The 13,821-nt window shown below is 71.9% G+C and carries 11 protein-coding genes; 6 read left to right on the top strand and 5 right to left on the bottom strand.

What is annotated here, in order from left to right; translation table 11 throughout:
- The first annotated feature begins 52 nt into the window (after positions 1 to 52).
- Together Prum_RS08295 and Prum_RS08290 are read left to right on the top strand one after the other, a co-directional pair.
- A complete protein-coding gene (locus Prum_RS08295; protein WP_173083534.1) occupies positions 53 to 799 on the top strand; it encodes a trans-aconitate 2-methyltransferase in 747 nt (248 codons plus the stop codon).
- Positions 800 to 812: 13 nt separating this feature from the next.
- Positions 813 to 1,817, top strand: coding sequence for an adenosine deaminase (locus Prum_RS08290; RefSeq protein WP_173075354.1), 1,005 nt, complete (start codon positions 813 to 815; stop codon positions 1,815 to 1,817).
- A 324-nt stretch (positions 1,818 to 2,141) separates the two neighbouring features.
- Here the strand turns inward: Prum_RS08290 and Prum_RS53665 are convergent, their stop codons facing one another.
- From Prum_RS53665 to Prum_RS08280, 3 genes are all read right to left on the bottom strand, one after another.
- Positions 2,142 to 2,270: a hypothetical protein gene (locus tag Prum_RS53665; RefSeq protein WP_281368868.1), complete on the bottom strand. Its 129-nt coding sequence runs from the start codon at positions 2,268 to 2,270 to the stop codon at positions 2,142 to 2,144.
- A 310-nt stretch (positions 2,271 to 2,580) separates the two neighbouring features.
- On the bottom strand, positions 2,581 to 3,933 hold the full coding sequence (locus Prum_RS08285; RefSeq protein ID WP_173075352.1) for a sensor histidine kinase: 1,353 nt from the start codon (positions 3,931 to 3,933) through the stop codon (positions 2,581 to 2,583).
- A 56-nt stretch (positions 3,934 to 3,989) separates the two neighbouring features.
- The gene (locus Prum_RS08280) at positions 3,990 to 4,679 is read right to left on the bottom strand and encodes a response regulator transcription factor (protein WP_173075350.1); all 690 of its coding nucleotides are present in this window, start codon (positions 4,677 to 4,679) and stop codon (positions 3,990 to 3,992) included.
- A gap of 153 nt (positions 4,680 to 4,832) precedes the next feature.
- Between Prum_RS08280 and Prum_RS08275 the strand changes: the two genes are divergently transcribed.
- Entirely contained in the window at positions 4,833 to 6,185 is a 1,353-nt protein-coding gene (locus Prum_RS08275; RefSeq protein ID WP_371871203.1) for an MGH1-like glycoside hydrolase domain-containing protein, read from the top strand.
- Positions 6,186 to 6,574: 389 nt separating this feature from the next.
- Here Prum_RS08275 and Prum_RS08270 read toward each other — a convergent pair whose 3' ends face one another.
- Positions 6,575 to 7,732: a class I SAM-dependent methyltransferase gene (locus Prum_RS08270; RefSeq protein WP_246277740.1), complete on the bottom strand. Its 1,158-nt coding sequence runs from the start codon at positions 7,730 to 7,732 to the stop codon at positions 6,575 to 6,577.
- A gap of 89 nt (positions 7,733 to 7,821) precedes the next feature.
- Here Prum_RS08270 and thrS point away from each other — a divergent pair, with 89 nt between their 5' ends.
- The 3 genes from thrS (at position 7,822) to Prum_RS08255 (ending at position 11,587) form a co-directional block, all read left to right on the top strand.
- Positions 7,822 to 9,840, top strand: a complete 2,019-nt coding sequence (thrS, locus tag Prum_RS08265; RefSeq protein WP_173075346.1) for a threonine--tRNA ligase — start codon at positions 7,822 to 7,824, stop codon at positions 9,838 to 9,840.
- 48 nt (positions 9,841 to 9,888) lie between these two features.
- The gene (locus Prum_RS08260) at positions 9,889 to 10,341 is read left to right on the top strand and encodes an HIT family protein (RefSeq protein ID WP_173083530.1); all 453 of its coding nucleotides are present in this window, start codon (positions 9,889 to 9,891) and stop codon (positions 10,339 to 10,341) included.
- Between the two features lie 262 nt (positions 10,342 to 10,603).
- Entirely contained in the window at positions 10,604 to 11,587 is a 984-nt protein-coding gene (locus Prum_RS08255; RefSeq protein WP_173075344.1) for an aldo/keto reductase, read from the top strand.
- A 57-nt stretch (positions 11,588 to 11,644) separates the two neighbouring features.
- Here the strand turns inward: Prum_RS08255 and Prum_RS08250 are convergent, their stop codons facing one another.
- Positions 11,645 to 13,804 carry an elongation factor G-like protein EF-G2 gene (locus Prum_RS08250; protein WP_173075343.1) on the bottom strand — a complete coding sequence of 720 codons (2,160 nt, stop codon included), beginning with the start codon at positions 13,802 to 13,804 and terminating at the stop codon, positions 11,645 to 11,647.
- Positions 13,805 to 13,821 lie beyond the last annotated feature (17 nt).

Below are 13,821 nucleotides of genomic sequence, written 5' to 3'. Positions count from 1 at the left end.
GGCCCACACTAGCGGTATGGTTAGCAAGACGTACGTACGGTTTGGGGGACTCATGTGGGATCCGAGCACGTATCTGCGGTACGGGGACGAGCGGTCGCGACCGTTCTACGACCTGGTGGCCCGCGTCGGGGCGGACCGGCCGCGCGCCGTCGTCGACCTCGGCTGCGGGCCCGGCAACCTCACCGCCACGCTCGCCCAGCGCTGGCCCGACGCCCGGGTACGGGGCATCGACTCCTCGGCGGAGATGATCGAAAAGGCATCGGCTGAGGCGTACCCGGTGGGATTTTCGGTGGGCGACCTGCGCGACTGGACCCCGGAGCCGGACGTGGACGTGGTCGTGTCCAACGCGGCCCTGCAGTGGGTGCCCGGGCACGAGGGCCTGCTGGTGCGCTGGGCGGCCGAGCTGCCCACGGGGGCATGGCTGGCCGTGCAGGTGCCCGGCAACTTCGACGCGCCGTCGCACCGGGCGCTGCGCGAGGTCGCCGCGCGATCGCTGCTTCGGGACGATCCGGTCCTCGACCCGGTGGGCTACGCCGCACTGCTGGCCGACGCCGGGTGCACGGTCGACGCCTGGGAGACCACGTACGTGCATCAGTTGCCGTTCGTGGCGGGTGCGGACCACCCGGTGCTGACCTGGATGGAGGGGACCGCGCTGCGGCCGGTGCGGGCGGCACTGGACGCCGACGAGTGGGCCGTGTTCCGGGCCACGCTCGGCGCGCGCCTGGCCCTCGCGTATCCCGCGCGCGGTAGCGTCGTGGCGTTCCCGTTCCGGCGGGTCTTCTTCGTCGCGCGTACCTAAAGGGGGTCTCCTCGTGGAGACGTTCATCGCCGGGCTGCCCAAGGTCGAGCTGCACGTGCACCACGTCGGGTCGGCCTCGCCGCGGATCGTGGCCGAGCTGGCCGCCCGCCACGAGGGCCGTACGCCGGTGCCGGCCGACCCGGCGGCGATCGCGGAGTACTTCGTGTTTCGGGACTTCGCCCACTTCGTGGAGATCTACCTCAGCGTGGTCGATCTGATCCGCGAGCCGGAGGACGTGCGGATCCTGACCTTCGAGGTGGCCCGCGAGCTGGCCCGCCAACAGGTGCGGTACGCGGAGCTCACCGTCACGCCGTACTCCCACGTGAAGCGCGGGATCCCGGCGCCGGAGTTCTGCGCGGCGATCGAGGACGCCCGCGTGCACGCCGAACGGGAGCTGGGCATCGTGCTGCGGTGGTGCTTCGACATCCCGGGCGAGGCGGGGCTGCCGGCGGCCGAGGAGACGCTGCGGATCGCGCTGGACGAACGGCCGGACGGGCTGGTCAGCTTCGGCCTCGGCGGCCCGGAGATCGGGGTGCCGCGGCCGCAGTTCAAGCCGTACTTCGACAAGGCGCGGGCGGCGGGGCTGCGCTCGGTGCCGCACGCGGGGGAGACGACCGGCCCGGCAACCATCTGGGACGCGATCCGGGAACTGGGCGCCGAGCGGATCGGGCACGGCATCGCGGCGGCGCAGGATCCCGCGCTGATGGCGTACCTGGCCGAGCACCGGATCCCGCTGGAGGTGTGCCCGACCTCCAACGTACGCACCCGAGCGGTCGCGTCGCTCGACGAGCACCCGCTGCCGGTGCTGCGCGACGCCGGCGTCCTGGTGACGGTCAACTCCGACGACCCGCCCATGTTCGGCACCACGCTCAACGACGAGTACGCGGTGGCGGCCCGGCTGCTGGGGCTGGACGAGGCCGGGGTGGCCGGGCTGGCGAAGGACGCGGTGGCGGCGTCGTTCCTCGGGCCGGCGGAGCAGTCCCGGCTCGCCGCCGAAATCGACGCGTACGGCGGCTAGGCGCCCCGCCCCCGTCGCGCCCGCGCTGGTCCGCGTCGATCCGCGCTGTTCGCGCCGGTCCGCGCCGTCTTCGCGCCGTCTTCGCGCCGATCAAAGGTCTCCGCGTCGATCAAGGGCAAACGGTCGTGCTTTGATCTCTAAACCACGACCGTTTGCCCTTGATCGACGCGCAAATCCTTGATCGACGCTCGGTGGGAGGAGTCTGCGCCCTCGCCGCTCCTGCGCGCGTTCGACGCACCGGCGGTGATCAGGGAGCGGCTCTCCCGGCACGCCGACGACACGCGGAGCTGGTCCCTGATCAACGGGGAGGGCTCGGCGCGGCCGTTAGATGGCGTAGAGGGGGTCTTGCCAGCAGGCCAGTACGGCCAGGATCACGCCCGCGATGATGGCGGCCCAGCGGATGAGGCGGCGCCTCGGAATGGAGCGGGTGCGCTCCTCCTGGTCCGCCTCCACCGCGGGTGACCTCCTCACAGGGGTGGGCGCGCGGCGGGATCTGGGTTGGGGGACCGTTTCCCGCCGCGCGCGCAAGAGCCCCACCGGACCGGGGTGGGTGGACATACTGCGGGCGGTGGTCCGATGGAACCGGATGGGATCGATGACCATGCTGCCACCCTGCCGGCGCCGACTACGCCCCGTTAACTCAGACCTAAGGAAGACTTATCGGTCTCCTGTGGACCGCTGCCGTGGCTGTGCCTGCTGGCTCGCTTCGCTCGCTTCGGCCCCGGACAGCGGTCCAATCCGTATCTGATCGCTCCGCGCCCAGCTACGGATTGGACCGCTGCCGCGGCCACCGCCGGGATCCAGGCTCCCTAGCTAGCCGGCCCACCAGGCCGAAGCGGCTGACCGTGCGTGGGGTGGCCTCGGCGTCGGCGAGCAGCATGATGACGCTGGCGCCGCCGAGCTGGGCCCGGTCGATGCTGACCGAGCCGCGTGCCTGCTGGGCCGCCCGGCGGGCGATGTCGAGGCCGAGGCCGGTCGAGCCGCGGTCGCTCATGCCCCGGGCAAGCGCCCGGTCGGGGTTGGCGATGCCGGGGCCGGCGTCGTCGACGCGCAGCGCCACGTAGCCGTCCCGGCGCGAGATCGCCACCTCGAACGCGGCGCCCTGCGGCGTGTAGCGGAACACGTTGCCCAGCACGGCGTCCAGCGCCGCGGCCAGTTCGGCGCGTGGTAGCGGGACCGGGATCCGGGTGTGCGCGCCGAGCACCTGGTTGGGGCGCTGCTGGTCGCTGGCCAGCGCGGACCAGAAGACCATCCGGTCGCGGACCACCTCGCTGGCGTCGCACACGCTCTCTTCGGGCTCGGCCGCCTGCTCGACCACCTTGCGGCTGGTCTTGATGAGCACGTCGACCTCGCCTTCGAGGGTGACGATCGCCTGCCGGATCCGCCGGATGGTGCGGCGCCGGTCCAGTTCGGCGGCGCTGAACTGGCCCACGCTCGTGTCGTCCGAGTCCAGGGCGTCGGCGTCCAGCCGCAGCACGGTCAGCGGGGTGCGCAGCCGGTGCGAGAGGTCGGCGACGAGTTCGCGCTCGTTGCTGCGCGAGGTGACCAGCTTGTCCGCCATCCGGTTGAACGCGAAGCCGGCCTCGGCCAGCTCGCGCGGGCCGCTGGGCTGCACGCGTACGGCCAGGTCGCCGTCGCCGACCGCCATCGCGGCCTGCACCAGCGACCGCGCCGACCCGACCGCCACCGAGGCCAGCCGGTCCACCACGATCACCGACGCGATCACCAGGCCCAGGGTGAGGCCGATCAGCAGCCACCAGTTGGCGCCGCCGAGGTCGCCCGCGGGCACGAACACCTCGATCACCGCGGTGGCGCTCTGTAGTCGTACCGGCTGCAGGTAGACCACGCCGCCGTCCACGTCGTTGACGACCGACTTGGTGCCGCTGGCCGCCTCCGCCACGTCCTCCGGCGTCGCTTTCGCGCCGTCGGTCGCGGCATCCATCCCGTGTACGACGGGAGCCTGCCCACCGGGTCCGGCGGCCTGCACGGCACGGCGTACCACGTCGTTGCCGGACGCGACGGTGAGCGCGCCCGCGACCGTGGCGCTGCGGCGCTGCGCCTCGGCGATGGCCTCGTCGCGGGCGTCGGCCCGCTGCTCCAGCCCGAGCGGGATCATGAAGGCCAGCGCCGCGATGGTGGTGAGGGCGGCGGTGACGTACGCGTGGGCCTGCCTTAGTCCGGTGCCACCAGCCGGAAGCCGACCCCCCGCACGGTGCGCAGGTAGCGAGGCTTCGCCGCGGACTCGCCCAGCTTGCGGCGTAGCCAGTACAGATGCACGTCGATGGTCTGGTCCTCGCCTACCGACGGTTGCCGCCATACCTCCTCCAACAGCTCCCGGCGAGAAACTACGCGGCCGGGTCGCGCCGCCAGATAGGCCAGCAGATCGAATTCCTTGCGGGTCAATGCCAGGGGTACGCCGTCCAGTTGCGCGCTGCGCTCGCCGACGTCGACCTTCAGGCCGCCGACCTCGTGTACGGCCGGCTGCACGGTACGGCTGGCCCGGCCGGCGCGGCGCAGCACGCTGGTGATGCGCGCGTCCAGGTGGGCACCGGTGAACGGCTTGACCATGTAGTCGTCGGCACCGGCCCGTAACAGCCGGACGATCGCCTGCTCGTCGTCGCGGGCGGTGGCGATGATGATCGGGATGTCGGTGATGCCGCGCAGCATCCGCAGCGCGTCGGCGCCGTCCAGATCGGGCAGGCCGAGGTCGAGTACTACGAGGTCAGGGGTCTCCGAAGCGACCCGGCGCAGCGCGTCGAGCGCCGTCCCGACCGCGTGCACGGCATGCCCTCGGTCGGCCAGCGAACGCAGCATCGCGCCGCGCACGACATGGTCATCCTCGACCAGGAGCACGGTGGCCATGCGAAGACGGTACTGCCCTTGGCAAGGCGGCGTCCTTTCCGGTTTCGCAGTATGTGGACAAAGCGGGCTTTGCTGATCCCCCTTCGTACCGATAATCGGGATGGCGGCGTGCCATATCTGGCCAGCCAGGGGGTACCTGCCAGCATGGTCCGAGTGAACCGCGCCACCCACGTACCCCCGACGCCGGCCCCGCAGGCCGGCGCCGCGCTGACAGAGGCCGACCTGCGGCAACGCGCCGCGGAGGTCCTCGACGCCAACTGGGAACGGGACCACACGGTGCCGTCCCGGGCCCTGTATCCGCACCAGTGGAGCTGGGACGCCGCGTTCATCGCGGTGGGTCTGGCGCACCACGCGCCCGAGCGGGCCTGGTGGGATCTGCGCAGCCTCTTCGCCGCGCAGTGGGCCGACGGCCGGGTGCCGCACATCGTGTTCGACCCGAACGTCTCCGAGCGCGACTACTTTCCCGGCCCGGCGTTCTGGGACGCCCCGCCGGTGCCCGGCCGGCTCGCCGGGCTGACCACCGGCATCGTCCAGCCGCCGGTGCACGCCGTCGCCGCGTGGGAGGTCTACCGGCGGGCGACCGACCGCCCGGCCGCCCGCGCGGAGCTGACCTGGCTCTACCCGCGGCTGGTCCGCCAGCAGGAGTACCTGTTCGGCGCGCGCGACGTGGGCGGAGCGGGCCTGGCCAGCATCGTGCACCCGTGGGAGTCGGGCCTGGACAACAGCCCCGCCTGGGACCGGGCGCTCGCCGCGGTGCCGGCCGACCTGAGCCTGCTGCGGCGCCACCGCCGGCAGGACACCAACGTCGCGGACTCCTCGCACCGGCCCACCGACACCGACTACGCCCGGTACATCGCGCTCGCCGCCGCGTACCGGGACAGCGGGTACGCCGACGCCGGGCTGGCGCAGCGGCACCTGTTCCTGGTGGAGTGCCCGGCGTTCAACGCGATCCTGGGCGCCGCCGAGCACGCCCTCGCCGACATCGCCGAGGTGGTCGGCGCCGACCCGGCGCCGCACCGGGACCGGGCCGAGCACATCACCAAGGCGCTGCTCGACCGGCTCCTCGACCCGGCGACGGGCATGTTCCACGCCCGCGACGTACGCACCGGGGAGCTGACCCCGGCCCGCTGCGTCAGCGGCCTGCTGCCGCTGATCCTCCCCGGGCTGCCCGAGGACCGGGTGGCCGCGTTGCTGGCCGAGGCTGGTTCGGGCCGGTTCGGGTACGCCGGCCCGCCGGTGCCCTCGTACGACCGCACGGCGCCGGACTTCGACCGGCTGCGGTACTGGCGCGGCCCGGTCTGGATCAATGTGAACTGGCTGCTGTGGCGCGGCCTGCGGACGCACGGGCACGCGGCGGCGGCCGGCACCCTGCGCACCGCGATGCTCGACGTGATCCGCCGGGGCGGCTGCTACGAGTACTTCGACCCGATCGACGGCGCCGGGATCGGCGCGGCCGCCTTCAGCTGGACGGCCGCGCTCGCCTTGGACCTGCTCGCCGCCGACTAACCCCGCGCCGCCGCCCTCGCCCGCCGCCGCCCTCGCGTGGCGGTCTCCGCGCGGCCCGGTCTCCGCGCGGCCCGGTCTCCGCGCGGCCCGGTCTCCGCGCGGCCCGGTCTCCGCGCGGCCCGGTCTCCGCGCGGCCCGGTCTCCGCGCGGCCCGGTCTCCGCGCGGCCCGGTCTCCGCGCGGCCCGGTCTCCGCGCGGCCCGGTCTCCGCGCGGCCCGCGCCGATCAAGGCTTTGCGCGTCGATCAAGGGCAAACGGTCGTGGTTTGGAGATCAAAGCACGACCGTTCGCCCTTGATCGGCGAGGAAGTCCTTGATCGACGCGCCGACGCCGCCGGCGGCGTCGGCCGGCCGGCGGGGGCAGGCCAGCGCCGGTGGGGGCGGCGACCGATCAGGCGGTGGCGGGCGGCAGGCGCAGGACCCAGCGGTACGCCTGGACCATGCCGGTGTCGAAGCCCGCCGCCGAGCCCCACAGGAACAGGCGGAAGCGGCGGTACAGCGGCTCGCCCCAGCGGGCCACGATCTCCTCGCGGGCACCGTCCAGGCGCTTGGCCCACTCCCGGCAGGTCAGGAAGTAGTTGTGCCGGTCGTCGTCGACGCTGAGCAGCTCGAACGGCGACCGGGAGACCTGCCGCAGGTACTGGTGCAGCAGCAGCGGCGCCGAGTTGCCCGGGTAGATGTAGCGCTTCATGAACGTCGAGGCCAGGTGCTTGCGGCGCATGGCGAGGGCGTCGAGGTAGACGCGGCCGCCGGGGCGCAGCAACTCGGCGTACTTGCGCAGCGTGGTGCGGTAGTCGGGCAGGTGCTCGGTGACGCCCATGTTGACGATCGCGTCGAAGGGCTGCGGGCTCCGGTAGCCGAAGATGTGCTGCCGGACCACCGTCACGGGGAGTTTCTCCCGGGCGAACAGCTCGGTCAGGTAGCGCTCGGACTCCTTCGACAGGGTCGTGGTGGTGACGTCGATCCCGCGCCGCGCGGCGTGCTCGGAGAACGCGCCCCAGCCGCCGCCCACCTCCAGCACCCGGTCGCCGGGCTTGACCCCGATCGCGTCCATCGCGAGGTCCATCTTGCGGGTCATCGCGTCCTCGAGCCGCTCGTCGTCGGCCGCGAACACGCCCTCGGTGTAGCAGCGGTGCCGCTCGTCGAGGAACGTCAGGAAGAACTCCGAGTCCTCGTCGTAGTGGTGCGAGATGGCCCGGCGGTCGTCCTCCTTGCGGCCCCGCCACAGGGCCGCCGGGGTGAACCGGGACAGGAACGCGATCGGGTGGAAGTCCTTGAAGAACTCGCGCATCTTGAGCGCCGCGACCAGGTCGCCGTCGACGTCCAGCCAGCCTTGTAGGTACGCCACGGCGATGCCGAGCTGGTCCAGCCCGGTCAGCGCCCGCGCCCCGCGCGTGTCCTTGACGGTGATCGTGAAGAGGGGGTCCCCTGAGCCAAACCGGTGGGCCGCACCGCCCACCGCGGCCACCGCGAACGGCACGGCCGGTCGCGAGGCGAAGAATTCCTGGTAGCGGCGCTGGAGCGCGGCGATCATATCGGTGCCTGCCACACCGGCAATCTACCGCTGCGCGGCACTTCCGGCGCGGCTCTATAGCATGGCAGCGGTTACCGACTGCTGAACACACTGAGGAGATCGCCGTGTCCGCACCCCGTACCCCTGTCGTGGCCGACCTCGTCGTCCCGGCCGGGACGACGGCGGCCGACGCGGTGTCCGCCGCCGGCCTTCCGGTCGCGGGACCCAAGGCCATCGTCGTGGTACGCGAACTTCTAGCGGATGGCTCTGCGGGCCGTCTGCTTGATCTTGACTGGGCCCCGGACGCGGACGTGACCGTGACGCCGGTGGCGATCGACGAGCCGGACGGGCTCAACGTGCTGCGCCACTCCACCGCGCACGTGCTCGCCCAGGCGGTGCAGGACCTGTACCCGGAGGCGAAGCTCGGCATCGGGCCGCCGATCGACAACGGGTTCTACTACGACTTCGACGTGCCGCGGCCGTTCCAGCCGGACGACCTGGACAAGCTCGAAAAGCGGATGCAGGAGATCGTCAAGGCGGGGCAGCGCTTCCGCCGGCGGCGCTTCGACAACGTCGCGGCGGCGCAGTCCGAGCTGGCCGACGAGCCGTACAAGCTGGAGCTGGTCGGCACGGCCGGCGCCGGCGGCTTCGACTCCGCCGAGATCATGGAGGTGGGCGCGGGCGAGCTCACCATCTACGACAACGTGGACGCGGCGTCCGACAAGGTGTGCTGGTCCGACCTGTGCCGCGGGCCGCACCTGCCGAACACCCGGCTGATCGGGGCGTTCAAGCTGATGCGCAGCGCCGCGGCGTACTGGCGCGGCTCGGAGAAGAACCCGCAGCTACAGCGGGTCTACGGGACGGCCTGGCCGACCCGGGACGCGCTCAAGGCGTACCAGCGGCTGTTGGAAGAGGCCGCGCGCCGCGACCACCGCAAGCTGGGCGCGGACCTGGACCTCTTCTCGTTCCCGGACGAGATCGGCTCGGGCCTGCCGGTCTTCCACCCGAAGGGTGGGATCATCCGGCGCGAGATGGAGAACTACTCGCGGCGCCGGCACGAGCAGGCCGGGTACGAGTTCGTCAACACGCCGCACATCACCAAGGCGCACCTGTTCGAGACGTCGGGGCACCTGCCGTACTACGCGGAGACCATGTTCCCGCCGATGGAGCTGGAAGGCGCGCAGTACTACCTCAAGGCGATGAACTGCCCGATGCACAACCTGATCTTCCGGGCGCGCGGGCGGTCGTACCGGGAGCTGCCGCTGCGGCTGTTCGAGTTCGGCACGGTGTACCGGTACGAGAAGTCCGGCGTCGTGCACGGGCTGACCCGGGTGCGCGGGCTGACCATGGACGACTCGCACATCTACTGCACCAAGGAGCAGATGCCCGGCGAGCTGCGCACGCTGCTGGCGTTCGTGCTCGACCTGCTGCGCGACTACGGCCTGGAGGACTTCTACCTGGAGCTGTCCACCCGGGGCGACTCGGAGAAGTTCATCGGCTCCGACGAGGAGTGGGCCGAGGCGACCGAGACGCTGCGGCAGGCCGCCGAGGACTCCGGCCTGGAGCTGGTGCCGGACCCGGGCGGCGCGGCGTTCTACGGGCCGAAGATCTCCGTGCAGGCGCGCGACGCGATCGGGCGCACCTGGCAGATGTCGACCATCCAGCTGGACTTCAACCAGCCGAAGCGCTTCGGGCTGGAGTACCAGGCGTCGGACGGCACCCGGCAGCAGCCCATCATGATCCACCGGGCGCTGTTCGGGTCGATCGAGCGGTTCTTCGGTGTCCTGACCGAGCACTACGCCGGCGCGTTCCCGGCCTGGCTGGCGCCGGTGCAGGTGGTGGGCATCCCGATCCGCGACGACCACGCCGCGTACCTGGCCGACTTCGTCTCGACGCTCCGGGACGCGGGCATCCGGGCGGAGGTGGACACCTCCGACGACCGGATGCAGAAGAAGATCCGTACGGCGCAGCAGCAGAAGATCCCGTTCATGGCCATCGCCGGGGACGCGGACGTCGAGGCGGGCACGGTGTCGTTCCGGTACCGGGACGGGTCGCAGCGCAACGGCGTACCGCTGGCGGAGGCCGTGGCGCACGTGATCGAGATCGTCAACTCGCGCACGAATGAAGGTCCGTCAGCCCCATAGGATCAGGGTGTGACGGACGGGTTGGAGCGGCTGTGGACGCCGCATCGGATGACGTACATCGCCGGGCAGAACCAGCCGCCCGGGTGCCCCTTCTGCGTCGCTCCGACCCTGGAGGACGGCAGCCTGGTGGTCGCCCGGGGCAAGCTCGTCTACGCGGTGCTCAACCTGTACCCGTACAACCCGGGGCACCTGCTCGTGTGCCCGTACCGGCACCTGCCCGACTACACCGACATCGACGCGGATGAGACGGCCGAGCTGGCGCACTTCACGCAGACGGCGATGCGGGTGATCCGGCAGGTCAGCGGCGCGCACGGCTTCAACATCGGGATGAACCAGGGCTCGGTCGCCGGCGCCGGCATCGCCGCCCACCTGCACCAACACGTCGTGCCCCGGTGGGGCGGCGACAGCAACTTCATGCCCGTGGTCGGCCAAACCAAGGTCCTCCCCCAACTCCTCACCGACACACGCGACCTCCTCATAGACGCCTGGCCCGAGGACTAACCTCCGCCCGTGCCCGCGCTTGGCCCGCGTCGCTCGGCCGGCGCCCGCTCTCCGCGTCGATCAAGGGCAGCTCGCGGCTCGCGTCGATCAAGGGCATATGGTCGTGCTTTGATCTCCAAACCACGACCGTTTGCCCTTGATCGACGCGGTTTTCCTTGATCGGCGGGGCGGTCGGGTCACACCCGCGGAGTTTTGTCCGGATCTTGCTGGCGTCCCGGTTGCGGGGGCGGCGCTTGACTTCCAGCGTGCTCGAACTGGAACCGTGTCACGCATGAAGACTCTGGGACACAGCGGCATCGAGGTGAGTGCGCTCGGCATCGGGTGCTGGGCGATCGGCGGGCCGTTCTGGGCGGGGGAGCAGCCGCTCGGTTGGGGCCGGGTGGACGACGAGGAGTCGATCAGGGCGCTGCGCCGCGCGCTGGAGCTAGGCGTCACCTTCTTCGACACCGCCGACGTGTACGGCACCGGGCACAGCGAGCGGATCGTGGGGCGGGCGTTCGCCGGGCGGCGGGACGAGGTGGTGATCGCCACCAAGTGGGGCAACGTCTTCGACGAGTCGACCCGGCAGCTCACCGGCACGGACGCGTCGCCGGCGTACCTGCGTACGGCCGTGGAGGGCTCGCTGCGCCGGCTCGGCACCGACCACATCGACCTCTATCAGCTGCACCTGAACGACCTGCCGATCGCGCAGGCGCGGGAGCTGCTCCCGGTGCTGGAGTCCCTTGTGGACGCCGGCAAGATCCGGGCGTACGGCTGGAGCACGGACTTCGCGGACCGCGCCACCGTGTACGCCCAGGCCGGTGCGGTGGCCATCCAGCACGCGATGTCGGTGCTGCAGGACTCGCCCGAGGTGCTGGCGGTGGTGGACAAGTACGACCTGGCCAGCATCAACCGCGGGCCGCTCGCGATGGGGCTGCTGACCGGCAAGTTCACGGCCGCGTCGACGCTCGGGCCGGACGACGTACGGGGGATCGCGCCGGATTGGCTGTCGTTCTTCCGGGACGGGAAGCCGTCGCCGGAGTGGCTGGACCGGGTGGCCGCCGTCCGGGAGGCGCTGACCGCGGACGGCCGTACGTTGGCGCAGGGCGCGCTGGGCTGGCTCTGGGCCCGCAACGGCCACACGATCCCGATCCCGGGCTGCCGCACGGTGGCCCAGGTGGAGGAGAACGCCGGGGCGCTGTCGCGGGGCCCTCTCCCGCCGGACGCTTACGCCGAGGTCGAGCGGTTGATCAGGGAGTTCGTCTAGCGGCGCGCCGCGACACGCCAGACAAACTCCCTGATCAACTTGGAGAGACGGGACGGGTCAGGCGGACGCGTGTTCCTTTTTGACCTGCTCGGCCAGGTGGGTGGGCATGGGGTCGTGCCTGGCGAAGGTCCTGGTGAAGGTGCCGGCGCCGCTGGTCATGGAGCGCAACTCCACCGCGTACCTCACCAACTCCGTGGCCGGGACCTCGGCGCGGACCAGGGTGCGCTCGTTGCCGCTCGGGTCGGCCTCGGTGCCGAGGACGCGGCCGCGGCGGCTGGACATGTCGCTCATGACCGCGCCGACGAACGAGTCGGGCACCCGGATGACGATCTCGTCGACCGGTTCGAGCAGGGTCAGCTGGCCCTTCTCGGCCGCGTCCTTGAGCGCGAGCGCGCCCGCGGTCTGGAACGCGGCGTCCGAGGAGTCGACGCTGTGCGCCTTGCCGTCGAAGAGGGTGACCCGCAGGTCCACCACCGGGTAGCCGGCGACGATGCCGCGCTCCATCTGGGCGCGGACACCCTTCTCCACCGACGGGATGTAGTTGTGCGGCACCACGCCGCCCACGATCTTGTCCACGAACTCGAAACCGCTGCCCCGAGGCAGCGGCTCCACCCTGATGTCGCAGACCGCATACTGGCCGTGGCCGCCGGACTGCTTGACGTGGCGGCCGTGACCGGCCGAGCCGGCCCCGAACGTCTCGCGCAGCGCCACGCGTACCGCCACGGTCTCCAGGTCGACGCCGCCGGCGCGGAGCCGGTCGAGGACCACGTCGGCGTGCGCCTCGCCCATGCACCACAGCACGAGCTGGTGGGTCTCGGCGTTGCGCTCCAGGCGCATGGTGGGGTCGCCGGCGACCAGGCGGCCCAGGTTTTTCGCCAGGGCGTCCTCGTCGGCGCGGCTCTTCGCCACGATGGCCACCGGCAGCAGCGGCTCGGGCATCTCCCACGGCTCGACCAGCAGCGGGTGGTCCTTGGCCGAGACCGTGTCGCCGGTCTCCGCGCTGCCCGACTTGGTGATCGCGCAGATGTCGCCGGCGATGGCGGCGGGCACCTCGCGCAGGGACGCGCCCAGCGGCGAGTAGATGTGCGCGATCCGCTCGTCGGCGTCGTGGTCGGGGTGGCCGCGGTCCTCCATGCCGTGGCCGGAGACGTGCACGGTGGCCTCCGGGCGGAGCGTGCCGGAGAAGACCCGGACCAGGGAGACCCGCCCGACGTGCCGGTCGATGGTGGTCTTGACCACCTCGGCGACCAGCGGGCCGTTCGGGTCGCAGGTCAGCGGCGGCTGCGGGGATCCGTCGATGCCGGTGACCGCGGGCAGGTCGTGCTCCTGCGGCGTCGGGAACGCGGCGGTGAGCAGCTCCAGCAGCGCGTCGAGGCCGACCTGGGTCTCCGCGCAGACGGGCACGACCGGGTAGAAGTGGCCGCGGGCGACCGCCTTCTCCAGGTCGGTGATGAGCACCTCGACCTCGATCTCCTCGCCGCCGAGGTAGCGGTCCATCAGGGTCTCGTCTTCGCTCTCCGCGATGATGCCCTCGATCAGCTCGTTGCGGGCCTCGTCGATGGCCGGCAGGTGCTCGGGGTCGGGGTCGCGGACCTCGGGCGGGTAGCCGTCCGTGTAGTCGAAGACCCGCCGCGTGATCAGCCCCATCAGGCCGACCGTGGACTCGCCGTCGTCGCCCAGCATCGGCAGGTACAGCGGGAGCACGTTGTCGCCGAACACCCGCTGGCACAAAGCCACCGTCTCGTCGAAGTCGGCCCGCTGGTGGTCGAGCCGGGTCACGGCGACCGCGCGGGGCATGCCGACCGCGGCGCACTCCTCCCACAGCGCGGCGGTGGCCGCGTCCATGCCGTCGACGGCGGACACCACGAAGAGGGCGGCGTCGGCGGCGCGCAGCCCGGCGCGCAGCTCACCGACGAAGTCGGCGTATCCGGGGGTGTCCAGCAGGTTGACCTTGATGCCGTTGTGGACCAGGGGAGCGCAGGCCAGGCTCACCGACCGCTGCTGCTTGACCGCGGCGGCGTCGTGGTCGCAGACCGTGGTGCCCTCGGTGACCGCCCCGGCTCTGGGGATCGTGCCGGTCGCGGCGAGCAACGCCTCGACCAGCGTGGTCTTTCCTGCGCCGGAGTGCCCGACGAGCACCACGTTGCGTACCCTGCCGGGCGCGTCCACCACCGGCGCGGAGCCGGTGACTCCCTTCTCCTGACTCTTTTGCGCCACCGGAGAACCTCCCTCAG

The organism is Phytohabitans rumicis, from assembly GCF_011764445.1.
Lineage (GTDB): Bacteria > Actinomycetota > Actinomycetes > Mycobacteriales > Micromonosporaceae > Phytohabitans > Phytohabitans rumicis.
This window is presented reverse-complemented; position numbering and strand designations above follow the sequence as displayed.